This window comes from Psychromicrobium xiongbiense (assembly GCF_030271165.1).
In the GTDB taxonomy this organism is placed as follows: Bacteria; Actinomycetota; Actinomycetes; order Actinomycetales; family Micrococcaceae; genus Renibacterium; species Renibacterium xiongbiense.
The window spans coordinates 120,937-143,435 of the sequence record NZ_JASSZH010000005.1; the positions used below are offsets into that span (position 1 = coordinate 120,937).

23 protein-coding genes, 1 tRNA gene and 1 pseudogene are annotated in these 22,499 nt (G+C 62.2%); 19 read left to right on the top strand and 6 right to left on the bottom strand.

The annotated features are described in order from the left end of the window. Positions 1 to 59: 59 nt before the first annotated feature. The 6 genes from QQM37_RS01730 (at position 60) to QQM37_RS01755 (ending at position 4,699) form a co-directional block, all read left to right on the top strand. A complete protein-coding gene (locus QQM37_RS01730; protein WP_285724394.1) occupies positions 60 to 1,421 on the top strand; it encodes a glutamate-5-semialdehyde dehydrogenase in 1,362 nt (453 codons plus the stop codon). A 57-nt stretch (positions 1,422 to 1,478) separates the two neighbouring features. Beyond that, a complete protein-coding gene (locus tag QQM37_RS01735) occupies positions 1,479 to 1,709 on the top strand; it encodes a hypothetical protein (RefSeq protein ID WP_285724397.1) in 231 nt (76 codons plus the stop codon). 67 nt (positions 1,710 to 1,776) lie between these two features. Next, entirely contained in the window at positions 1,777 to 2,355 is a 579-nt protein-coding gene (gene nadD, locus QQM37_RS01740) for a nicotinate-nucleotide adenylyltransferase (RefSeq protein WP_285724569.1), read from the top strand. 18 nt (positions 2,356 to 2,373) lie between these two features. Then, on the top strand, positions 2,374 to 3,663 hold the full coding sequence (locus QQM37_RS01745) for a hypothetical protein (RefSeq protein ID WP_285724399.1): 1,290 nt from the start codon (positions 2,374 to 2,376) through the stop codon (positions 3,661 to 3,663). 23 nt (positions 3,664 to 3,686) lie between these two features. Then, complete coding sequence (rsfS, locus tag QQM37_RS01750) at positions 3,687 to 4,067, top strand: ribosome silencing factor (protein ID WP_285724401.1); 381 nt, start codon at positions 3,687 to 3,689, stop codon at positions 4,065 to 4,067. Beyond that, complete coding sequence (locus tag QQM37_RS01755) at positions 4,064 to 4,699, top strand: histidine phosphatase family protein (RefSeq protein ID WP_285724403.1); 636 nt, start codon at positions 4,064 to 4,066, stop codon at positions 4,697 to 4,699. Before rsfS ends, QQM37_RS01755 begins: the two co-directional genes overlap by 4 nt. 31 nt (positions 4,700 to 4,730) lie before the next feature. Here QQM37_RS01755 and QQM37_RS01760 read toward each other — a convergent pair. From QQM37_RS01760 to QQM37_RS01775, 5 genes and pseudogenes are all read right to left on the bottom strand, one after another. After that, positions 4,731 to 5,108 (bottom strand): annotated as a pseudogene (locus QQM37_RS01760) (integrase core domain-containing protein); the annotation flags it as partial. Further along, positions 5,012 to 5,548, bottom strand: a complete 537-nt coding sequence (locus QQM37_RS14480) for a DDE-type integrase/transposase/recombinase (protein WP_420030106.1) — start codon at positions 5,546 to 5,548, stop codon at positions 5,012 to 5,014. The gene QQM37_RS14480 and the pseudogene QQM37_RS01760, both read right to left, overlap by 97 nt. 37 nt (positions 5,549 to 5,585) lie before the next feature. Next, positions 5,586 to 5,762 (bottom strand): hypothetical protein, encoded by a 177-nt coding sequence (locus QQM37_RS01765; protein WP_285724405.1) that lies wholly within the window; start codon positions 5,760 to 5,762, stop codon positions 5,586 to 5,588. Between the two features lie 190 nt (positions 5,763 to 5,952). Beyond that, a tRNA-Ala gene (locus QQM37_RS01770) sits at positions 5,953 to 6,025 on the bottom strand. A 115-nt stretch (positions 6,026 to 6,140) separates the two neighbouring features. Then, complete coding sequence (locus QQM37_RS01775; RefSeq protein WP_285724406.1) at positions 6,141 to 6,506, bottom strand: VOC family protein; 366 nt, start codon at positions 6,504 to 6,506, stop codon at positions 6,141 to 6,143. A gap of 497 nt (positions 6,507 to 7,003) precedes the next feature. Between QQM37_RS01775 and QQM37_RS01780 the strand changes: the two genes are divergently transcribed. The 9 genes from QQM37_RS01780 to metE all read left to right on the top strand — a co-directional run bounded on the left by QQM37_RS01780 (position 7,004) and on the right by metE (position 17,264). Next, positions 7,004 to 8,206: an ROK family transcriptional regulator gene (locus tag QQM37_RS01780; RefSeq protein ID WP_285724408.1), complete on the top strand. Its 1,203-nt coding sequence runs from the start codon at positions 7,004 to 7,006 to the stop codon at positions 8,204 to 8,206. A gap of 162 nt (positions 8,207 to 8,368) precedes the next feature. After that, a complete protein-coding gene (locus QQM37_RS01785; protein WP_285724410.1) occupies positions 8,369 to 9,367 on the top strand; it encodes an AAA family ATPase in 999 nt (332 codons plus the stop codon). A gap of 7 nt (positions 9,368 to 9,374) precedes the next feature. Further along, positions 9,375 to 10,262 carry a DUF58 domain-containing protein gene (locus QQM37_RS01790; protein ID WP_285724413.1) on the top strand — a complete coding sequence of 296 codons (888 nt, stop codon included), beginning with the start codon at positions 9,375 to 9,377 and terminating at the stop codon, positions 10,260 to 10,262. After that, a complete protein-coding gene (locus QQM37_RS01795) occupies positions 10,249 to 10,728 on the top strand; it encodes a hypothetical protein (protein WP_285724415.1) in 480 nt (159 codons plus the stop codon). Before QQM37_RS01790 ends, QQM37_RS01795 begins: the two co-directional genes overlap by 14 nt. After that, positions 10,719 to 11,705, top strand: coding sequence for a VWA domain-containing protein (locus tag QQM37_RS01800; RefSeq protein WP_285724417.1), 987 nt, complete (start codon positions 10,719 to 10,721; stop codon positions 11,703 to 11,705). Before QQM37_RS01795 ends, QQM37_RS01800 begins: the two co-directional genes overlap by 10 nt. Then, a complete protein-coding gene (locus QQM37_RS01805; RefSeq protein WP_285724419.1) occupies positions 11,702 to 12,778 on the top strand; it encodes a vWA domain-containing protein in 1,077 nt (358 codons plus the stop codon). The genes QQM37_RS01800 and QQM37_RS01805 overlap by 4 nt, the downstream gene beginning before the upstream one ends. Continuing rightward, positions 12,775 to 13,566 (top strand): hypothetical protein, encoded by a 792-nt coding sequence (locus QQM37_RS01810; protein WP_285724421.1) that lies wholly within the window; start codon positions 12,775 to 12,777, stop codon positions 13,564 to 13,566. The genes QQM37_RS01805 and QQM37_RS01810 overlap by 4 nt, the downstream gene beginning before the upstream one ends. 316 nt (positions 13,567 to 13,882) lie before the next feature. Beyond that, entirely contained in the window at positions 13,883 to 14,860 is a 978-nt protein-coding gene (locus QQM37_RS01815) for a methylenetetrahydrofolate reductase (protein ID WP_285724423.1), read from the top strand. Between the two features lie 82 nt (positions 14,861 to 14,942). Then, positions 14,943 to 17,264: a 5-methyltetrahydropteroyltriglutamate--homocysteine S-methyltransferase gene (metE, locus tag QQM37_RS01820; RefSeq protein ID WP_285724425.1), complete on the top strand. Its 2,322-nt coding sequence runs from the start codon at positions 14,943 to 14,945 to the stop codon at positions 17,262 to 17,264. A 128-nt stretch (positions 17,265 to 17,392) separates the two neighbouring features. On the opposite strand, the gene QQM37_RS01825 is transcribed toward metE, so the two are convergent. Further along, positions 17,393 to 17,896: a DUF2004 domain-containing protein gene (locus QQM37_RS01825; protein ID WP_285724427.1), complete on the bottom strand. Its 504-nt coding sequence runs from the start codon at positions 17,894 to 17,896 to the stop codon at positions 17,393 to 17,395. 401 nt (positions 17,897 to 18,297) lie between these two features. On the opposite strand from QQM37_RS01825, the gene nrdH reads away from it, so the two are divergent. From nrdH to nrdF, 4 genes are all read left to right on the top strand, one after another. Next, positions 18,298 to 18,555, top strand: coding sequence for a glutaredoxin-like protein NrdH (gene nrdH, locus QQM37_RS01830; protein ID WP_285724429.1), 258 nt, complete (start codon positions 18,298 to 18,300; stop codon positions 18,553 to 18,555). A gap of 54 nt (positions 18,556 to 18,609) precedes the next feature. Next, on the top strand, positions 18,610 to 19,035 hold the full coding sequence (gene nrdI, locus QQM37_RS01835) for a class Ib ribonucleoside-diphosphate reductase assembly flavoprotein NrdI (RefSeq protein ID WP_285724431.1): 426 nt from the start codon (positions 18,610 to 18,612) through the stop codon (positions 19,033 to 19,035). A gap of 74 nt (positions 19,036 to 19,109) precedes the next feature. Continuing rightward, positions 19,110 to 21,230 carry a class 1b ribonucleoside-diphosphate reductase subunit alpha gene (gene nrdE, locus QQM37_RS01840; protein WP_285724571.1) on the top strand — a complete coding sequence of 707 codons (2,121 nt, stop codon included), beginning with the start codon at positions 19,110 to 19,112 and terminating at the stop codon, positions 21,228 to 21,230. A gap of 134 nt (positions 21,231 to 21,364) precedes the next feature. Further along, entirely contained in the window at positions 21,365 to 22,342 is a 978-nt protein-coding gene (gene nrdF / locus QQM37_RS01845; protein WP_285724433.1) for a class 1b ribonucleoside-diphosphate reductase subunit beta, read from the top strand. The last annotated feature ends 157 nt before the right edge of the window (positions 22,343 to 22,499 follow it).

A 22,499-nucleotide genomic window follows, 5' to 3' on the forward strand; every position in this document is an offset into this window, starting at 1 on the left:
TGAGATGTTGCGGCCAGGCGGCTGCTTCCACCGGTGGGACTGGCCGGTAGACTTGATCAATGACCGTGTTAACCAGCTCCGAGGAGCAGCAGTTCAGCCCCGCAACCGACTCCAGCGCAGATGCTGCGTTGCCGACGGTTGAGCCGAGAGGAGCAGCTGGTGCTGAGGTGGAGGCCGCGGTACTGGCGATCGCGGACCGCGCGCGCGTGGCCGCCCGGGTGCTGGCCCGTGCCAACCGTTCGCTGAAGGACCGCGCTCTGCTGGCCATCGCGGAAGGCCTGAAGAGCGCTGAATCCGCCATCCTCGCTGCCAATGCCGAAGATCTGGAGCGTGCACGGAGCCAGGGGACCAGTGCTGCACTGATCGACCGGATGAGCGTCGACTCGCCGCGGATCGAGTCATTGGCGGCCGCATTGACGTCTCTGGCGGCGCTTCCCGATCCTGTGGGTACGGTAGTACGTGGCCAGACGCTGCCCAACGGCCTGCGACTCAGTCAGGTGCGTGTTCCGATGGGGGTTGTTGCTGCCATCTATGAGGCTCGTCCGAACGTCACGGTGGACATCGTGGGCCTGGCACTCAAAAGTGGCAATGCCGTCATCCTGCGTGGCGGCGGAGCAGTGGCCAGGACCAACGAAGCGTTGCTGACGGCGATCGGCGATGCGCTGGTCAGTGTCGGCCTGCCTGCCGATGCCGCCCAGAGCGTGGATGCCTATGGCCGTGAGGGTGGCACCGTGCTGATGAAGGCCCGGGGCCGGGTGGATGTCCTCATTCCACGTGGCGGGCGGGAGCTGATCCAGACGGTGGTCAACAATTCCGTGGTGCCGGTGATCGAAACCGGTGAGGGTAACGTGCATATCTTCATCGACGCTTCGGCCGAGGTCGAACCCTCGGTGGAGATCCTGCTCAACGCCAAAACGCAGCGTCCCAGCGTGTGCAATACGGTGGAGACGCTACTGATTCACCGTGATTCCGTGGCACTTGAATCCGTGCTGAGCGCATTGGCCAGTGCAGGAGTGCGGCTGCATGTGGATGAGCGCGTCATGGCGCGCCTGCCCGAAGGCGTAGAGGCGACGGCTGTCACCGATGACGACTGGGCGACGGAGTACATGGATCTTGACCTTGCCGTGGGCCTGGTGGATTCGATGGATGAGGCGTTGGAACACATTCGCCGCTGGTCCACCGGTCATACCGAAGCCATTCTGTCCAATGACTTGGCGCAGGTGGAGCGGTTCATTGCGGAGATCGACTCCGCCGCGGTGATCGTCAATGCTTCCACGCGTTTCACCGACGGCGGCGAATTCGGCCTCGGGGCTGAGGTTGGCATCTCCACGCAAAAGCTGCATGCCCGGGGCCCGATGGGCCTGTCCGAGCTGACCACCACGAAGTGGATTGTCCGCGGCGAAGGCCAAGTTCGCAGCTGACCCGCGTAGCATAGGGATGGCGCTGCTGGCGCCGATCATCACGATTCAGGGAGAAAGATGCTCAGTCACCTCGCGGTCACCGCTATCACCGCAGCAGCCGAAAGTGAGGCACCGGCGCCCTTGTTCATGCCGTTCTGGATGTTTGGCGTGGCCATTTTTGCGATCATGTTGCTCTTGCTGTTCATCACGGTCTCCTTCTCCAACGTGGGTAACCGTCACGCGGCGACGGAGGAAGAGCCGGATCCGCACCGCCAGCACACCAATAAGCACGACCATTCCCACCACTGAGCAGGGCGTCATCGTAGGGGAGGGGCTGGTCCGCCCACCGATGGACCGGCGTCTGCGCCTGGGGGTGATGGGTGGGACCTTCGATCCCATCCATCACGGCCACCTGGTGGCAGCCAGTGAAGTTGCCGCTCGTTTTGAGCTGGATGAAGTGGTGTTCGTGCCCACCGGCAAGCCCTGGCAGAAGGAACGCTCTCAGGTCAGCCCGGCGGAGGACCGCTATCTGATGACGGTCATCGCCACCGCATCGAACCCGCGTTTCACGGTGAGCCGGGTCGATATCGACCGTCCCGGACTCACCTACACCATCGATACCCTGCGTGATTTACATCGCACCCGGCCCGAGGCAGATTTATTCTTCATCACCGGCGCGGACGCTATGGCTCAGATTATGTCGTGGAAAGATAGTGATGAGTTGTGGTCGTTGGCCCATTTTGTGGGAGTCACCCGGCCGGGGCACGAGCTTGGCGATGCCGGGCGTCGTGATGTGAGCCTCCTGGAGGTCCCGGCCATGGCGATTTCTTCCACTGATTGCCGCGAGCGAGTGCAGGCTCAACAGCCTGTGTGGTACCTGGTGCCGGACGGGGTGGTGCAATACATCGCCAAGCATCAACTGTATGTGGAGACGGCCTCGCACCAGGCCGACTAGGAACTGAAAGAGCAGGTTATGAGTCACGACGTCGGGCGACCACGGAGCCGTAGGGAGTTGCGCCATCTGCCGCCTTCCGAGGCTGCCGCGCGTCCCGAGCAGATTAACTCAGACCCGCGGGACGCGGCGGCGCAGGTTCCTGCCGAGCCTGCGCTGACCCGCCATGAGCTACGCGCTCAGGAGCGGGCTGTGGTGTCGGAGAACCCCGCAGAGCCTGAGGTTCCAGCAGAGGCTCCTGAGGCTTCGCCGTCAGATCCGCCTGTTGAGGCCGCCGAACCAGCACAGCGCTCGTCCCAGGTGCGGGCTCGTAACCGGGCAACATTGCGCGCCTACCGGGAAGCTACTGATGCCGCTCCCACCGAGGCCTCCGCACCTGCAGCGCTGCCCTCCCGTCGGCTGCTGCGCCAGCAGATGCGCCAGACGGAACAGGCACCGATCACCCGGATCAATCACGTGGTGCCGCCAGCTGCCCTGTCAGTGCCAGCGGCACCCACCGTCCCGCCCAGCGGTACCTCCGGTCAGCCTGTTGTCCGTCCCGTCGTGCAGGCTGATCCAGCCGTCCAGAATTTCGTCCCCGGAGCTTCCGAGGATCACTCTGAAAGCCTGCACCAGGACGCCCTTCACCATGTCGAGACCCTGCCGGGGCACAGCGATCCGCTCGCCGTCGATGTCGAGGTGCTGGCCCAGCAGAAGCAGCTTGCCGAGCGGGCCGCCATTCTCAACGAGCGGGCTGAGGCTCGTGCCAGGCTGGCCGCTGAAAGTGCTGACAGCCGCAGTACCACGAGTGATCCCACCACGGCTCACAACCTGGCCATGGTGACCCCTTTGCAGTTCGTCAAGCTTCCCGGCGTGGAAAAGCCGGTTTTGCGCCCACCGGCGACCTCTCATGTCCCCGTGGTCACGAGCACCACTCCTCTCGCCGCCAAGCCCATCAAGCCACCGAGTGTCCCGCCGCGCAGTCGGGTGAACTCTTCCTCCCTCATAGCGGAGGATGCCGATGCCTCCGGCGAAGGGCAGCGTCTGGGGCGTGCCGGTGTGTTGCGCAGAGCTGAGAAGCTGGCCACGAGGTCCCGGCTGGGGGCGCATCCAGCCTTGACCACTCCGGTGGGAGGAACCGACCCCGAGGCACCCGCAGACAGTTCCCCGGTGCCCGCACGCAGTGCCTCCGGTCTGGATCCGCTGGATGCGAAAACGGCTGGCCTGGATCGGGTGCAACGCACCCGATACTGGCAGTGGGGCATTGCCCTGGGTGGCTGCGCGGCGCTGATCGCCGGCATCACGATGATTGTGACCACCCTGGCTCGCTGAGCCGGGTCAACGAAAGGAATGGCGTGAGCGCAACCGAAAGCTCTCTCGCGCTGGCTCGGGCTGCCGCCCGGGCTGCTGCAGATAAACTGGCCGATAACATCATGGCACTGGACGTGAGTGAACAACTCCAGATCACGGATATCTTCCTGATCGCCTCCGCGCCCAGTGAGCGCCAGGTGAACGCCATCGTCGATGGGATCGAGGAAGCGCTCCTGGAACTGGGGCATCGCCCGGTGCGCCGTGAAGGTCGTTCCGAAGGGCGCTGGGTACTACTCGACTATGTTGAGGTCGTGGTGCACGTCCAGCACGAAGAAGACCGGATCTTCTACTCCCTGGAGCGCCTCTGGAAGGACTGCCCCGTGGTGGACCTTCAGCTGCCGGAACCGGCAGCCGCCCAGGAGTGAAGCGGATTCTGTTCTGGCGCCACGGGCAGACTGACTGGAATCAGGCAGCACGTTTTCAGGGCCAGACCGATATTCCGCTCAATGAGGCGGGGCGCCAGCAAGCGCGTAGTGCAGCGAGGCGGTTGGCCCATCTGGATCCGGAACTGATTCTTGTCTCCGACCTACAGCGTGCCCAGCAGACCGCACAGTTTCTGGCGGATCTTACCGGCACGGAGCTGAGCTTTGATCCTCGGCTGCGGGAAACCTTCGCCGGAGACTGGGAGGGGCTGCCGTTTGCAGAGATCAACCAGCGCTTTGTGGAGGACTCGCGTGCCTGGGAAGCCGGGTCGGTGGATGTGCGTGCCGGTGGGGGAGAGAGCCGCCTGGACGTAGCGGAGCGGATGACGCACGCCGTGCAGGATGCCCTGCCCCGGATCGGTCAGGATGGCCTGCTGGTAGTGACCAGTCACGGCGGGGCGATCCGTGCCGGGATGATGGCGCTACTGGGCGTTCCTCCGGGTCGGTGGGGAATGGTGTCTGGGCTAAGCAACTGCCATTGGTCGGTGCTGGAGCATCGGCAGGATGAGAGTTGGCAGCTCACCGAGCACAATGCCGGCAGCCTGCCGGAGATCTCCGCGCTGACCGAAGGCTGATTTGTTCCTCTGATGTCGGTTCGGCGGCCGTTTAGGCAATCTGAAATTCGCGTCTGACGAAGGCGATCAGCAGATTTCGCGAGGTCTCCACCGGCAGCGATGAACCCCGTGAGGAGCACTGGACGGCGAGTCCGTCTACCATGGCAGCAGCGGACCAGAAGTCGAACCAGATCAGCCAGCGCCGACGGAAGTTCGCATCAGAGCCGAACATCCCCTCCAGGAAGTACAGAAGCTCCCAGGCTTCCTGGGGTGTCATTTTCCCGGGCGGGGCCTGATGTTGACGTTCGGTGTTGTAGTAGGTGTCAAAGATGTTTACCTTCGCTTGGAGCGCGGGGACAGATGCTGCCGGGGGCATGGCATTGAGGAACTTGTGCAGGCTCTGGTGGAACCGTTCGTTCTTGCCCTGCGTGGTGGGTTTGTAGGTCTACCGGTGATCGGTTCCACACCCAGGGATTTGAGGTAGTCGGCCAGAGCACCGCGTCTGGTCGGGTTCAGAGCGGCCCCGTTATCGGAAAGGAACTTCTGAGGTACTCCATGGCGTTCAATAGCGATCGTGACGATCCTGATGGCTGCTTCGCTGGTTTCGCCCGTCGCGACGAGCGAGGCCAGAGCCAGGCGTGAGTGGTCATCGATGAGTTGGAAGATCGCGACTTTCGTGTTGTCCGCTAGCATCCACTCGGTCGAGTCGATCTGCCAGCACCCGTTCGGTTCGGGATACGTGAAACGTTTGTAAGCGCTACGAGGCTTCTTCCGCGGTTCAGGGACTATGGCACCGGCCCGGGAGAACACCCTTGCCACCGTAGCCAGGGACGGGGGATCGAAGCCCTGCCGGGATAGTTTCGCGATCACTGATAACGGGCCGTGATCGAACTCGGCATCCTGCAGCTCAGCCGGGCTGGGTCAGGAGCAAATCGGCCATCGATACCGGGACGGCGCCCGGCTGGGTCAGGGCGATAGGAGGCTTTTTCTCCAACGCCTTGACCGGGCCGACATTCTTCGCCGGGGCCCGGACCTGGTAGAACCAGGCCCCGGGACACACCATGCTTGGCGCGAGATTGGTCACGACCTCCCATCAAACCCGTCAAATGTCCACAGAGTGGTGAGACATAACTGTCCATTAAGGCATTAAGGGGCGAGACACCACAGCACGTAGAAACGTTTCCATTCTGCAATTTCTGCTACTCAGTTGCGAGGGGGTTCACAGAGAAAGCCCCGATCCGAAGATCGGGGCTTTCTCTGTGAACCTCTTGCGGTGGAGGTAAGGGGATTCGAACCCCTGACCTTCTGCATGCCATGCAGACGCGCTACCAACTGCGCCATACCCCCGCATTTGCTTCGGCACCGGCCGGAGCAACCTGATTATCTTAGACCAGAATTTCGGCCAGTGCCAAATCCGCGATGACATGAACGAGCACCCGAGGGAAGACCGTGCGAGAGCCGCTCAGCTCGTCTGGATGACGGAGAGAAAATTTCCTGCAGGGTCCGTGAACCAGGCGATGAGCGGTCCATTGTTGCGCATGATGCCGTCGGCGTCGGTCATCGGGTACTGCTCAAAGACCACGCCGCGCTGCTTCAGCTCCAGGACCGCCTGGTCGATATCCGCGGTGACGAAGTTGAGGGCGGTGTAGGTGGCTGGTTGGTGATCGTCTTTGGGATATATCAGGTGGTGACGCCCACCGCCCAGGTCGAGGCGGAGCATCCCGTCCTCCTCGGTCACGGTGAGTCCCAGCTGCTCCGCGTAGAAAGCGCGCGCGGCATCAAGGTCATTGCTGGAGAAACTGCTGAAGGATCGGTCGAGGTTAAACATGTGACGCTCCTGTGCTTTCAGAGGTTGAAGGCGCTGGTCAGGAGTCTGGCGCGGCGTCACTTCCAGACTATTCCTCTTGACCCGCGTTCGCCATGAGTGAAGGGATTTCAGCCCCAAATTCGACTTCTTCTGGACTAATCGGGAGTAGATTTATTCAGGGAGCAGTCGCCAGGGCGGGTGCCTCGGACAGCAATTCCTGCCCTGTCGCATAGGGAATTCATGGCTGCGTCGATGGGAGGTGTTATCCCAACCGTTCGATAATATATGGCAGGTAGTTCGCGCTTAGGCCCAGCGCGGTGATGAACCGTTCGGGGCCCGAACCGCTCGGGCATGCTAGGTGCGAAACTGCAAGGCCATGGGGGGCTGTTCCTTAGGTCGACAAGACGGCCAAGGGTTCCTCTGCCATTGCGGCAGAGGTGGATTCCAATGACAGGGATGGGGTTAGATTGCCAGAATCAAAGGCACTTGTCCGTAGACGCGGCACGAATTTGCCGCGCATGGGCGATTTCAATCTTTCGGTAATCCTGGATGCGATTCGTCGCAGTCCGGATGGCCTGAGTCGGGTTGAGCTGGCCAGCATCGTGGGTCTGGCTGCTCAGACCGTGTCGAATATCTGCCGCCGGTTGCTCGATCAGCAGCTGATTTTTGAAGCCGGAAAGTATGGCAGTGGCCCCGGGAAGCCTCGGACAATTCTCAAGCTGAGCCCGAGCGGGATGTATTCGCTGGGCGTGCACCTTGATCCGGTAGAGACCAACTATGCGCTGTTGGATCTGACGGGAGCGGTCGTAGCTCGGCGTAGTTTTGCGGCATCTGGCAGCACGGAACCGCAGCAGGTCATTGACCGCATCGCAGCGGAGATCGATTCGCTGATCACGGAGAACGGGATCGACCGCACCAAGATTGCCGGTGTTGGCGTTGCTGCTCCCGGTCCCATCGACGGTGCCGCCGGGACCGTCATCGAACCTCCTCACATGCCGAGTTGGGGTCATGTGCCGCTGCGGGACAAGCTGCAGACGGCGGTGGGCCTTCCGGTTCTCCTGGACAAGGACGTCACGGCAGCAGCCGTGGCAGAGATCTGGTCCGGCGGCGAGTCCGGCACGGGAAGCTTCGTCTTCGTCTATATGGGAACCGGTATCGGCAGCGGTCTGGTTCTCGATGACGAGGTGGTTCGGGGAAGCTCCGGCAACGTCGGTGAGGTCGGCTATCTGATTGCCGATGTCGACGCGAACCAGGTGGTCGACGGCTTACGCGGGCGGGTCAAGGGTGTCCTCATGCCGGAGAACATCGTGGCCGAAGCAATCGCCGATGGCGTGAGCTCAGTGGCCGCCGTCCCGCAAGGCACCCTGCACGAACAGATGAAAGCCCTGGCCGATGCCGTGGAGTCTGGTGACGAGGCTGCGGTCGCGGTGATGGAACGCGCGGCTGGACGGTTCGCGACGATTGTCTCCGCCCAGGCCAGCCTTCTGGATCTGGATCACGCGGTGTTTGGCGGCCCATTCTGGAAGTATTTTGAACCGACCTTCCTCAAAGTGCTGCCCAGCAAAATTGCTGAACTCAGCGTGACCTCGAAGGTACACGGGTTCGGAGTGGTGGGTACTCATGTCGGTGAGGACGTCGGTGCGGTGGGTGCGGCCTGCCTGGTGCTGGAGGACACCTTTGGCCCCAATGCTGCGAGCCTGATCCTGGAGGCCAGCGAATAGCGAGCTCAGGTTTCGGCGCACCATGGGCGCCAGGACTCCGGGAAGGGGCTCACAGTTGAACTCAACTGTGAGCCCCTTTGCGATCGAGGCTCCGATCGGGTTTGATGGTGGTGATTGTCCGTTTGTGTGAGAAAACCATGGAGGAACCTGACAGTGGAGCATATGGTGGCAAACGCCCGCATCCAGCCAGATGATCTGTCAGGCGCGCAGTCGCTGCTCGGCAGGATTTCGCAGAGTTTTGAACTCAAGGTGGTCGGGCAGAACAGGCTTCGCGAGACGCTGCTGATTGGCCTGATGACCGGCGGGCACATCCTGCTGGAGAGCGTTCCTGGTCTGGCAAAAACCACGGCGGCCCAGACCCTTTCAGACACCGTCAGCGCCAGTTTCAGCCGCATTCAGTGCACTCCTGATTTGCTGCCCAGTGACATCGTGGGCACACAGATCTACGATGCGAGCAAGGGTGCCTTCACGACTCAGCTGGGGCCGGTGCACGCCAACCTCGTCCTGTTGGATGAAATCAACCGGTCCAGTGCCAAAACGCAGAGCGCCATGCTGGAGGCCATGCAGGAGCGCCAGACCAGCATCGGTGGCACCGTATACCGCTTGCCGGAGCCCTTCCTGGTCCTCGCCACGCAGAACCCGATCGAGCAGGAGGGCACCTACCAGTTGCCTGAAGCCCAGATGGATCGCTTTATGCTCAAGGATGTGCTCGACTACCCGTCGCCGGTAGAAGAGGCAGAGGTCCTGCACCGGATCGATTCCGGAGTCTTTTCGGCGCAGTCGACGCCGGCGCCAGTGGCCAGTCTGCAGGAAGTGCGCTGGCTGCAGAGCGTGACTGGGCGTGTTTACATCGATCCGGCAGTGGTCCGGTACATCGTGGGTCTGGTCTACGTGACTCGTCACGCAGACCAGTACATCGATCCTGCCCTGGCCGAGTTCATCGAGTTCGGCGCCAGCCCGCGCGCCTCGATTGCCTTCTCACAGGCGGCACGGGCGATCGCCATCCTGCAGGGGCGCGATCATGTCATTCCCGAGGATGTGAAGAGCCTCGCACACCGGGTATTGCGTCATCGCATTATTCTGGGTTTTGCTGCCGCCGCCGAGCAGGTCCGGGTGGAAACCATCATCGACGCCATTCTTGGCTCGGTCCAGACTCCCTGAAGCCGTTATGACCTCTCTTCTGGCCAAGGTGAAATCGAAGATGTTTATCTTCGCTCACCGCCGAGCCCGCGGGATGCTGGACGGCGAATATGCAGCCGTGTTCCGGGGGAGAAGCCTTGACTTCGATGATCTGCGGGCCTACGTCCCTGGCGACGAAGTGCGGGACATCGACTGGAAAGCGACCGCCCGGCATGGTTCGCCGCTGATCAAGCGCTACATTGCGGTGCGGAAGCAAGCAGTGATCCTGGTGGCGGACACCGGTCGGAACATGGCTGCCTCGGCGCTGGGCGGTGAATCCAAAAAAAACATCGCGGTGACCGCCCTGGGAGTGGTGGGCTACCTGGCCCTCAAACACGGCGACACCGTGGGCCTGGTGTCCGGAGATGCGCGCGGAACCACGCAGATTCCTGCACGGGCAGGGGAAGGGCATCTTGAAACGCTACTGCAGCAGGTGAACACGGCCACGAACCTGTCTTCGGGCAGTTCGTCATTGGTGAATCAGCTGGAGCACATTGCCCGCAATGTCCGGCAGCGCCGTCTGCTCTTCGTGGTGGCGGACGAGCACCCGGCAGGGCCGGACCTGGAGCGACTGTTGCGGCGTTTGCGCGCGCAGCACGAAATTCTGTGGCTGGTGATTGAAGACGTCGACCTGGCCAGTAGCAGCGCTCAACAACGGAGTACTTTTGATGTTGATGATCAGGCGCCGGTGGCCACTCTGCTGACTCAGGATCCCGCTCTTGCCCATGCGTACACCGCCTCGGTCACGCGTCATCGCGAGGAACTGGCGGCCATGATGAGCAGACAGGGCATCATCATGGAATGGGTGGGGCACAGTGATGAGCTGATGAAAACCATCTTCCGTCTTCTGGAGAGGCAACGTCGTGCAGGGCAATAACGGAGGTTTCTACCCGCCGTTGGATTACGGGCCGCTATGGATCGCCGTCGCTGTTCTCGCCGTGGTGCTCGCCCTTGCCGGGTATTTCTGGGTGTTCTACAGCACTCGCAAGCTGCGGCCGGCACCCGCGGGCGGCAGTTCCTCACCGCTGCCGCCACGGAAGCTTCCCGGCCTTCGGGAGCGGTACCTGGCCCGTATCGCCGAAGTGTATTCGGCCTACCAGCGGGGAGGACTGCCGGCGCGTCAGGCCCATCAGGAACTGAGTTCCGCCGTCCGAGGCTTCGCTCAGGAACTCACCGGCCTCCGGACGGACCGGATGACGCTTGCTGAGCTGCGGGCTGCCGGTCTTCCGGTGGTCGGAGATGCGGTGGAGGTCTTCTACCCGGGTGAGTTCGGTGTGCAGGACGATTGTTCCGTGGAGCACTCAACGCAGGTGGCTGCCCAGGTGGTGAGCACATGGTCCTGATTCTGTGGTGGATTCTTCCGCTGGGCCTGATCCTGCTCGCCGGGATGGTGTTCTGGGCGTTCCGGCGCCGCGACCGGGACGAGGATCGGCTCCTGGCGGCGCACACTGATCGCCTGACCGCTCTGCCTGGTTATGTGCGGGCACTGCGTAAGCGCCGCTGGATGGTCGGCGCTCTGATGGCAAGCCTTGCGGTGTTGGCGCTGGGCACCCTTCTGGCCGCTGCCAGGCCAGCCGTGCAGACCGTGAGCTCCCCGGAGAAGAGCAATCGGGATATCATGTTGTGCCTCGATGTGTCCGGGTCCATGGTCACCACCGATGCCGAAGTGGTCCAGGTGTTCACCCAGCTCGCCCAGGATTTCAGCGGTGAGCGGCTGGGACTGGTGATCTTTGATTCCAGTGCCGTCCAAGTCTTCCCCCTGACCGACGACTATGACTTTGTGAAGGACCAGCTGGCCGTTGCGCTGGACGCGATGAAGGACGACACCAATACTTCCTATTTCGCCGGGGTGTATTCCGGAAAGGGATCGTCGTTGATCGGGGACGGACTGGCGACCTGCGTCAACAGTTTCCCCAAGACGCCGGACGGCGCCGGGCAACGATCTCAGTCGGTGATTCTAGCCACGGACAACGTGGTGTTCGGCAAGCCGATCTTTACCACCGAGGAGGCTGCAGCCCTCGCGGTGAAACAAAAGGTCCGGGTGTACGGGCTCAACCCCACGACCACCAGTGCCTCCAACTCTAAAACGACGGCAGCCAACGCCATGAAGGTGGCGGTGCAGTCCACCGGGGGCGAGTACTACGCCCTGAAAGACGGTGCGGCGGTCAAGGATATTGCCAGCAAAATTCAGGCCACCGAGGCAACCAAGGTCAAGTCTGCCCCCCAGGTGCGTACTGACGATCATCCTGAGGTCTGGCTCCTGCTTTCCGGAGCGGTACTGCTGGGCGTACTGGTGGTTGCCTGGAGGCTGAAACTATGAGTTTCTCCCCGGTGTGGCCCTGGTGGCTGCTGATCCTGATCGGTCTGCTGACCCTGGCTGGATGCCTCTGGCTGGCCTTCCAGCAGAGTGCTGCGCCGCTATCGACCGCTGGCTCGGCACATGAGGTGCAGGCCCGGCGCAGAGTCTGGTTCAGACGCGGTGGCATGGTGTTGTTGATGACTCTGGCGCTGCTGCGCCCCGGCGTTGGCTCGGTGGCTACAGCCTCCACCTCGGACCGGCTTGACGTGCTGGTGGTGGTGGATACCACCAGTTCAAGCGTTGCCGAGGACTATGGAAATGGTCAGACCCGGCTCAGTGGGATGAAAGCTGATCTCCAGGCGATCCTGGAGCGGCTTCCTTCTGCCAGATTCTCCCTGATCACCTTCGACCAACAGGCTGTGCTCAAGCTTCCCTACACCACCGATGGTGCGGCATTTGCCACAGCGGTGGATCTGCTGACTCCGGAGATCACGGTCTACTCTCACGGGTCCTCGGTCACCGCGGCAGCAAAGCTGGTCAGGGAGCGCCTACTGGCCTCACAGAAGGCGCGGCCGGACAATGCCCGGGTGGTGTACTACCTCGGCGACGGTGAGCAGACCGCAAACACCCCTCCGGAGAAGTTTGATATTCCCCAGGGCCTGATCTCCGGCGGGGCTGTGCTCGGCTACGGCACGACGACCGGTGGCCGGATGAAGACCAACTATGGCTTTGGCTCGCCCCCCGGCCCCGGCTACATCCAGGATCACTCGCCGGATCGCTACGGCGATGCGATTTCGAAGATCGATGAAAAGACGCTCAAGGACATCGCGGGGCAGCTTGGCGTCGGCTATATGCATCGAGAGGCCGGACAATCGGCGGATCCTCTGGTCAGTGGTGTGAACTCGGCGGGCTCAAGTTTAAGCGAGTCGGGGAGCCGTGCGGCGTTCGAGTTGTACTGGTTGTTCGGACTCGGCCTGCTGGTCCTGGTGGGCTGGGAACTCTTTGACGCCTTGCGGCAGTGGCGATCGGTGCGGCCCGTGCGCGTGCGCGCAGCAACTGTCCAGCCGGGTGGCGGAACGGGGAGAAGCTCATGACGATGACGCAGGACTATGTGCCCGTGAAGGCTCCCGATCCATCATTGGCCGCTCCGGCCGCGCCCCATCGACCCACAGAGCCCCGGCAGCTACTGAGGCGGCGCTTGCTGCTCTGGTCGATCCCGGTCGCGCTTCTGGTTCTGCTGATTGCTGCAAAGTGCCTCAGCGTGGCTATCGCCTCGGCGCAGAGCGCGGAGGCCTATGCCAGGGGGGACGCTGCCGGCGTGCATTCCGCCGCTTCGGTGCTCAAGGTCGTCAACGTGATTGAGCCCTATAAGGCCTGGTTCGCCGAAGGCGATGCCTTTGTGCTGGAAGGGAATTTCGCTGCTGCCCGGGAACAGTTCGAGACTGCTCTGGGCATGGCCTCCGCCGACGATTCCTGCAAGGTGCGCGTGAATCTGGTGCTGACGCTGGAGAAGCTGGCAGACCAGAAGACCCAGAGCGGTGATGCCGCCGGTGCGAAGTCTCTCTATGATGCCGGTATCAAGGTGGTCAATGAGGCGCAGCCGGGGTGTTTCCAGAAGAACAGCAGTGGGAACCAGCAGGGCGAAGGCCAGAATCTCCAGGACGCCAAGGGGCGGATGGAGAACAAGAGTGCAGGCAACCAGCAGGGGGACTCCGGCCAGCAGAAGCAGGGTGACGGTGGGTCTACTCCGCCCCCGGATCAAAGCAAACTGGACCAGCTCAATAAGCAACAGAAACAGGCACAGCAGGACCGTGGTTCTGAACAGCAGGGCACGGAACCGCCCGGCTCCGGGGGCGGCGGCGCTGGCACCAAGCAGTGGTGAGGGTAAGCCTGCTGCGGCAATTCTTCGAAAAAGACCCCCAGACAACCGCTTTCGCTGTATTTTTGCGAGCAAAACCACGTAAGACTGCGTCTTAATTCGCCATGAAGCTGCTCTCTCGTTGACCGAGAGATGCCAGATTTCCTAAAGTAGAGGACAAGTTACCGCCGGTAACGTGTCAGCGATCCCCTCGAGGGATGTGGGTGCCCCCATGTGGGCCTGACCTTTGCACCGGCCGTTGAACGCTCCTTGAGAGTGTCTTCGGCCGTCCCCTTTCCTCGTCCTCAGATGTGATCTGAGGGGAATCCCAGGACCGCAAATGTCTCCGCCAGTTGTATCGCTCACCCCACCGGACACCTCCGGAAGCCCCGTGCGGGTACCGGCCTCAGCGCCGCCCGTCGCCCTGTCCTATGAATTGTTTCCACCGCGCTCAGCCGCGGCCGAGCACACCTTGTGGTCCACCATCCGTGAACTGGAAGCGACAGCACCCGACTACGTCTCCGTCACCTATGGTGCCAGCGGATCAAATCACGACACGGCCATCGACCTGATCACCCGTCTGCAGCGTGAGACGCTGCTTCGCCCCCTGGCTCACCTGACCTGTGTGGGCAATAGCGAGGCGGCACTGGTCGATGTCGTCACTCAATTGCTTGACCACGGTGTGCGGGGGATCCTGGCCCTGCGCGGTGACCTGCCACGGGACGGATCGCCGATTCCCGCCGGGTCGCTCGCCTATGCGCGGGACCTCGTGGAGCTGATCCGCCAAGTGGAGCAGCAGCGCTCAGCATTGCTGTGCGCCGGGAAGGTCGCGATCGGTGTCGCGGCCTACCCGACGCGTCATCCGGAGTCGCCCAGCGAAGCGCACGACATCGAGGTGTTGCTGGCCAAACAGCGCGCCGGTGCCGACTTCGCGATCACTCAGGTCTTCTTCCACCCTGAGCAGTACGCGAACCTGCTGGTCCGGGCACGCCGTGCCGGGGTGACCATTCCGCTGATTCCCGGTGTTATGCCGCTGACCAGCGTCCGACGGCTCAAGCGGCTGGCCGAGCTTTCCGGCGTGGCGCCCCATGAAGAACTCCTGGACCGTCTGGAGCGGGCCGGGGATGCTGCTGAACAGCAGCGTATCGGGGTACAGGCGACGGTCGACCTGGCCAACGCTGCGCTCGATGCCGGAGCCCAGGGGCTGCATATCTACACCTTCAACGAACACCGCCACGCCCTGGATGTTCTGGACAGACTGTCACTGCCCCGTCCCAAGCGGCCGCTCCACTCCCGCGACGAGGCCATGGTCTCCTGATCTCAGCTTTTCAACTTTCCCGGCACGGCGATTGAACACCACAGATGGCCTGCCCGCCACTGCAACCAACCAAGGACAGCACATGACTGCACAGACCCCGTTCCCCTCCGCCTCGCTGCTCGGCTACCCACGCATCGGACGTCGTCGCGAGCTCAAGAAGGCCGTGGAGGCCTATTGGGCCGGCCGCATCGACGCAGCCGCGCTGGATGCCGCAGCCAAAGAGATCCAGCTGGCCACCGCCAAGCGGCTGGTTGAGCTGGGTCTGGATGAGGCCGCTGCGGTTCCCGGCACCTTCTCCTACTACGACCAGGTGCTGGACGCCACGGCGCATCTGGGCGCAGTCCCGGCACGATTCGGCCAGCTGCTGGACGCCGACGGTCAGCTGAGCCTGGATGGCTACTTCACCCTGGCTCGCGGCACCAAGGATCAGCAGCCGCTGGAGATGACGAAGTGGTTCGACACCAACTACCACTATCTCGTCCCGGAAATCGGCCCGGAGACCACTTTCTCGCTCTCCTCCCGGCGGATCGTGGAGGAGTTTGAGTTCGCCCTGGCCCATGGCATCGAGACTCGCCCGTACATCGTGGGGCCGGTGACCTACCTACTGCTCTCCAAGGCTTCTGATGATGCCCCTGAGGGCTTCGCACCGCTGTCCCGGCTGGAGGACGTGCTTCCGGTGTACGTTCAACTGCTCGGCGAGCTGGCCGCGGCTGGTGCACACTGGGTCCAGCTGGATGAGCCTGCCCTGGTGGTCGATCAGGACACCCCTGCCGATGAAATCCAGGCGGCCGTGGCCCGCGCCTACGAGGTTCTGGCTGCAGCGCCGGTGCGCCCGCAGATTCTGGTCTCCACCCCCTATGGCTCGCTCGACGGCCAGCTCGGGGCCCTGACCGCGAGCAATATCGACGCCCTACATCTGGACGTTTTCAAGGGCGCCGTTCCTTCCGAAGCCGCTCTGGCCGGACTGGGGGAGAAGACCCTGGTGGCGGGCGTCGTCGACGGTCACAATATCTGGCGCAACGATCTGGCTGCCTCCGCAGCCAGGTTGGATGCCCTCAAGGCTGCGGTCGGCACGCTGGCCGTGAGCACCTCCACCTCTACTCAGCACGTCCCGCACGATGTCGCCGAGGAGACCAAGCTCTCCGAGCAGCTGAAGTCCTGGCTCGCCTTTGCCGACCAGAAGGCCGTGGAGGTCACCACCCTGGCCGCCTACCTGGCTGATCCGGCCTCCGCTCAGGCCGCTATCGACGAGGCCTCCGCCATCATCGCCTCGCGTGCCGTGGCAGAGGGCGTCCGTCGCGAGGAGGTGCGCGCCCGACTGGCAGCCCTGACGGATGCCGATTTCAACCGCTCCGAATACACGATCCGTGAAGCCGCCCAGGAGGCTGCACTCCAGCTGCCCCCGCTGCCCACCACGACCATCGGCTCCTTCCCGCAGACCTCGGAGATCCGTTCGGCCCGTGCCCGCAACACCAAGGGTGAGCTGAGCGATGAGCAGTATGAGCAGCTCATGAAGGACGAGATCAAGCGCGTGGTGGAGCTGCAGGAAGAGCTTGGCTACGATGTGCTGGTTCATGGCGAGCCCGAGCGCAACGATATGGTTCAGTACTTTGCCGAGAACCTCGAGGGATTCGACGTGACCGTGCATGGCTGGGTCCAGTCGTATGGCTCACGCTGTACCCGTCCGTCGATCCTCTGGGGTGATGTGACCCGTTCTGCGCCGATCACCGTGGCCTGGGCCGAGTACGCCCAGTCGCTGACCGAGAAGCCGATGAAGGGGATGCTGACCGGGCCGGTCACCATCCTGGCCTGGAGCTTTGTCCGCGATGACCAGCCGCTCGGCGACACCGCCAACCAGGTGGGTCTGGCGCTGCGGGACGAGATTGCTGATCTGGAAGCCGCCGGCATCAAGGTGATTCAGGTGGATGAGCCTGCGCTGCGCGAGCTTCTGCCGCTGCGCAGGGCCGATCAGCCTGCGTACCTGAAGTGGAGCGTGAATTCTTTCCGGTTGGCCACCGCCGGGGCTGGGGATGCCACGCAGATCCACACCCACCTGTGCTACTCAGAGTTCGGGGTGATCATCGATGCGATTGACGGCCTGGATGCCGATGTGACCTCGATCGAGGCGGCCCGCTCCCGGATGGAGGTTGTTCACGATCTGGAGTCGCACGGCTTTGGCCGCGGCGTCGGCCCGGGTGTCTACGATATCCACTCGCCGCGCGTTCCCGGTGAGGCGGAAGTCACCGAGTTGCTGCGCACCGCGGTGGAACACGTTCCCGCACGCCAGCTCTGGGTCAACCCGGACTGTGGCCTGAAGACGCGGGGATACCTCGAGACCGAGGAATCGCTGCGCAATCTGGTGACGGCGACCCGTGAGGTGCGGGCGGAGCTCGTCCAGGCGTAATTTCACTGGTGGTCTAGTTCATCTGGTGGTCTAGTTCATCTGCTGGTGAGGGTGGGGCTTCCTGCTGCTGAAAAGTGGCGGGGAGCCCCACTTCTGTCTCTCCGGGGTCCTGTCAGGCCCAGATCCCGTCAGGCCCAGACGATCTCGTCGTCGAGAACCCCATCCGCATCCGCAGTGACAATGAGCACTTCGTCAGTGAAGGCTCTGCCCAGGGATAGATCGAGGACGAAGTAGCGCTCGGGCTGAGCCGGGAAGATGCCCACGTGCCCCAGGGTGAGGGCCTTGATGAAGAGCTCGTCGCTGAGGTCTTCCGGGGCGGTCACTCCGAAGATCTGGCGCAATTGTTCTGTGCTGAGGCCCTGGCAGTGGAAGTGCCGGTATTCCCGTACCGGGCTGTCCTCCAGGGAGAGCTCCTGGACCAGCAGCTCTCTGACCTGATCGACGACGTCGGGCAGGTAACGGAGGCGAAAATCGACCTTGTGCACGGCCGCCTGGTCCGCCTTGTCGTGTGCCGTGAAGTTGAGTTCGAGTTCGACAGGCATGCCATGGACCGCATGGGCAGTCCGGAAACAGTGCTGCAGGCCGTGGTTGAGCTCAAGCTCACCGAAGTGTTCGCTCGTCACTGTGCTCATGTCATCAAGATAGACCCGCCGGGTGCTGCATTCCAGCCTTGACAGGCCAGACTCCGTCGTGAGTCAGCCCGAACCCGTCATCGGTCTGTCAGGGTCGGGCTGTCAGGCGACACGCCGGGCGAAGGACGACACGCCAGCTTTCCTCTGGTGGATAACGGGTCCACACCCTGTGGACATCGCCCCAAAAAGCACGGGATTTCAAGGATTATGTGCGGAGCCCCTGTGGACTATCGGTGCATAGAATGACATACTTGTAATACATCATCTTGGGGTCCAAGCAATCGGCGCGCACTATATGTAGTATCGACTTACGGATCTTGGGGCGGTGACGCTCCCACGCAACAACGAAGATATTGCTCCGGCTCAGGCCCCGGCAATACCCATGAAGGGGACAGACGATCATGACGGTTACGGTTTACACCAAGCCAGCTTGCGTGCAGTGCAACGCCACCTACCGCGCGTTGGACCGCAAGGGCATCACGTACCACAGCGTCGACGTTTCTCAGGACCCTGCGGCCCTTGAGCGTGTGCGCGCACTCGGCTACCTGCAGGCACCCGTTGTGGTCACCGATGAGGATCACTGGTCTGGCTTCCGCCCGGACAAGATCGCTGCTCTTACCGAGGTCTCGGCGTCCGCCTCAGCATCCTCGGTCGCTTAGTCTTCCTGCCCGCGACTCACGGGCTCGGGTCGGCAGCGGCAGACGGAGTACAGCATGCCCACCACCACCAGCACCCTGATTTATTTCTCGTCAACCTCCGGAAACACTCAGAGGTTCGTCGACAAGCTCCGGCTCGGCGCAGCCCGTCTGCCGGTGCTGACCAAGGATGAAACCCTTTCTGCGCAGGACCCCTTCGTGCTGGTGTTGCCCACCTATGGCGGGCACACCGGGCACGGAGCGGTTCCTAAACAGGTGATCAAGTTCCTCAATCTCGCAGGGAACCGATCGCTGATCCGGGGCGTGATCGCCGCCGGCAATACCAATTTTGGGGAGACGTATTGCATCGCCGGAGACATTGTCTCGGCCAAGTGTAGGGTCCCCCTGCTTTATCGATTCGAACTGATGGGCACACCGGAAGATGTGGACCGGGTTCACCAGGGATTGGAAACATTTTGGACACGACAGTTGCAGAGCCTTTGACCCGCACGCCAGCCCGGGACGAGTGGGAGGGTGGCGAGACCGTGGACGGAGCGCCGTCGTCGAACTCGAAGGACCTGCCCGCTGCCTACCGTGGCCTGGGGTATCACGAGCTCAACGCCATGCTGAACCTCTATGACGCGGAGGGGAAGATTCAGTTCGGTGCGGACCGCGAGGCGGCGCACCAGTACTTCCTGCAGCATGTGAACAACAACACGGTGTTCTTCCACGACCTGGAAGAGAAGCTGGACTACCTGGTCAAGAACCAGTACTACGAGCGGGAGACGCTTGATCAGTACACGATGAACTTCATCCGTGAACTGTGGAACGTGGCCTACAAGAAGAAGTTCCGTTTCGAGACCTTCCTGGGCGCGTTCAAGTTCTACACCTCCTACACGCTGAAGACCTTTGACGGCAAGCGTTTCCTGGAGCGCTACGAGGACCGCGTGTGCATGGTCGCCCTGCATCTGGCCCGTGGCAATGAGCGCCTGGCTACCCAGCTGGTGGAAGAGATCATCGACGGTCGTTTCCAGCCGGCAACCCCGACCTTCCTCAACGCCGGTAAGGCTCAGCGCGGTGAACTGGTCTCCTGCTTCCTGCTGCGCATCGAAGACAATATGGAATCCATTGGGCGCTCCATCAACTCTGCGTTGCAGCTCTCCAAGCGCGGCGGCGGCGTGGCTTTTGCGCTGACTAACATTCGTGAGTCCGGGGCGCCGATCAAACAGATCGAGAACCAGTCCTCCGGTGTGATCCCTGTGATGAAGCTCCTCGAAGACAGCTTCTCCTACGCCAACCAGCTGGGGGCTCGTCAGGGCGCCGGTGCCGTGTACCTGCACGCCCACCACCCGGATATCAACCGATTCCTGGACACCAAGCGGGAGAACGCGGACGAGAAGATCCGTATCAAGACCCTCTCGCTGGGCGTCGTCGTTCCGGACATCACTTTCGATCTGGCCAAGCGTGACGAGGACATGTACCTGTTCTCCCCGTACGACGTCGAAAAGGTCTACGGCGTGCCGTTCTCCGACATTTCGGTCACGGAGAAGTACTACGAGATGGTCGACGATTCGCGGATCAAGAAGACCAAGATCAAGGCCCGCGAGTTCTTCCAGACTCTCGCGGAGATCCAGTTTGAGTCCGGTTACCCGTACATCATGTTCGAGGACACCGTGAATCGGGCCAACCCGATTGACGGCAAGATCATCATGAGCAACCTCTGCTCCGAGATTCTGCAGGTGTCCCAGCCGACCGCTTACAACGCGGACCTGTCCTATGCGCAGACCGGCAAGGACATCTCCTGCAACCTGGGCTCGCTCAACATCGCCAAGACGATGGACTCGCCGAACTTCGGCCAGACCATTGAGACGGCGATCCGTGCGCTCTCCGCAGTGTCCGATATGTCTGACATCCAGTCCGTGCCTTCGATTGCCAAGGGCAATGCGGCCTCCCACGCCATCGGGCTGGGCCAGATGAACCTGCACGGCTACCTGGCCCGCGAGCGGGTCCACTACGGCTCCGAAGAGGGCCTGGATTTCACCAATATCTACTTCTACACCGTGGTCTACCATGCGCTCAGGGCTTCAAACCTGCTCGCCATCGAGACGGGCCAGACGTTTGGCGGCTTCGAGAAGTCCGCCTATGCTTCCGGCGAGTTCTTCGATAAGTACACGGACCGGGAATGGGTTCCGCAGACCGCCCGCGTGGCCGAGTTGTTCGCGAACACTCACATCCCCACGCAGGATGACTGGCGCCAGCTGAAGGCTTCCATCATGGAGCACGGCATCTACAACCAGAACCTGCAGGCCGTGCCGCCCACAGGTTCCATCAGCTACATCAACAACTCGACGTCGTCGATCCACCCGGTGGCCGCCAAGATCGAAATCCGTAAGGAAGGCAAGATTGGCCGCGTCTACTACCCGGCGCCGTACCTCGACAACGACAACCTGGAGTACTACCAGGACGCGTATGAGATTGGCTACGAGAAGATCATCGACACCTACGCCGCTGCCACGCAGCATGTGGACCAGGGACTGTCCCTGACGTTGTTCTTCAAAGACACGGCCACCACGCGTGACATCAACAAGGCGCAGATCTACGCCTGGCGCAAGGGCATCAAGACCATCTACTACATCCGCCTCCGCCAGCTCGCGCTGGAGGGGACGGAGGTGGAGGGCTGCGTCAGCTGTGCACTTTGACGGCTGAAGCTTGGCGGTCAGTCCCGCCCGCTTCGCGCCGCGCACGACTTCGTCGGAGCGTCGCTGCAGACGCCCGAGCCCACCCTGACCGACCGCCAAGCTTCAGCCTGGCCTCGAATACCTGAGGACCGATCATGACACCGGATAAGCTTAAATTGATTGACCATGTCCAGGCGATCAACTGGAACCGGATCCCGGATGAGAAGGACGTGGAGGTCTGGAACCGTCTGGTCAACAATTTCTGGCTGCCTGAGAAGGTGCCGTTGTCCAACGACGTTCAGTCATGGGCCACGCTGACGCCGGAGGAGCAGCAGCTCACCATGCGGGTGTTCACCGGGCTGACCCTGCTGGACACCATCCAGGGCACCGTGGGAGCCGTTTCGCTGATTCCGGATGCGCTCACCCCGCATGAAGAGGCCGTCTACACGAACATTGCGTTCATGGAGAGCGTGCACGCCAAGAGTTACTCCTCGATCTTCTCCACGCTGTGCTCCACCAAGGAGATTGACGAGGCGTTCCGCTGGTCCGTGGAGAACCAGAACCTGCAGAAGAAGGCCCGGATCGTCATGGATTACTACCGTGGCGATGATCCGCTCAAGCGGAAGGTTGCCTCCACGCTGCTGGAAAGCTTCCTGTTCTACTCCGGGTTCTACCTGCCCATGTACTGGTCCTCGCGTGCCAAGCTGACCAACACGGCGGACCTGATTCGTCTCATCATCCGCGATGAAGCCGTGCACGGTTACTACATCGGCTACAAGTTCCAGAAGGGTCTGGAGCTGGTCTCGGAAGAGAAGCGCCAGGAACTCAAGGACTACACCTTCGAGTTGCTCTACGAGCTCTACGACAACGAGGTTCAGTACACCCACGATCTCTACGATTCCGTGGGCCTGGCCGAGGACGTCAAGAAGTTCCTGCACTACAACGCCAACAAGGCCCTGATGAACCTGGGCTACGAGGCGATGTTCCCGTCCACCGTCACGGACGTGAACCCGGCCATCCTCTCGGCGCTGTCACCGAATGCAGATGAGAACCACGACTTCTTCTCCGGGTCTGGCTCCTCCTATGTCATCGGCAAGGCCGTAAACACCGAGGATGAGGACTGGGACTTCTAAGTCTGAACCTGTGATCCACGATGGCGGTCGCTCGGCATGTTCCGGGTTGCCGCCATCGCGTAGCGTTGGGCTATGTCATTGCTGGTCCGTCCCTCGATTGCCTGGCATTCTGCGTGGCTCGAGGCACACGAGGAATGGGGCCACGGCCTCCATGAGG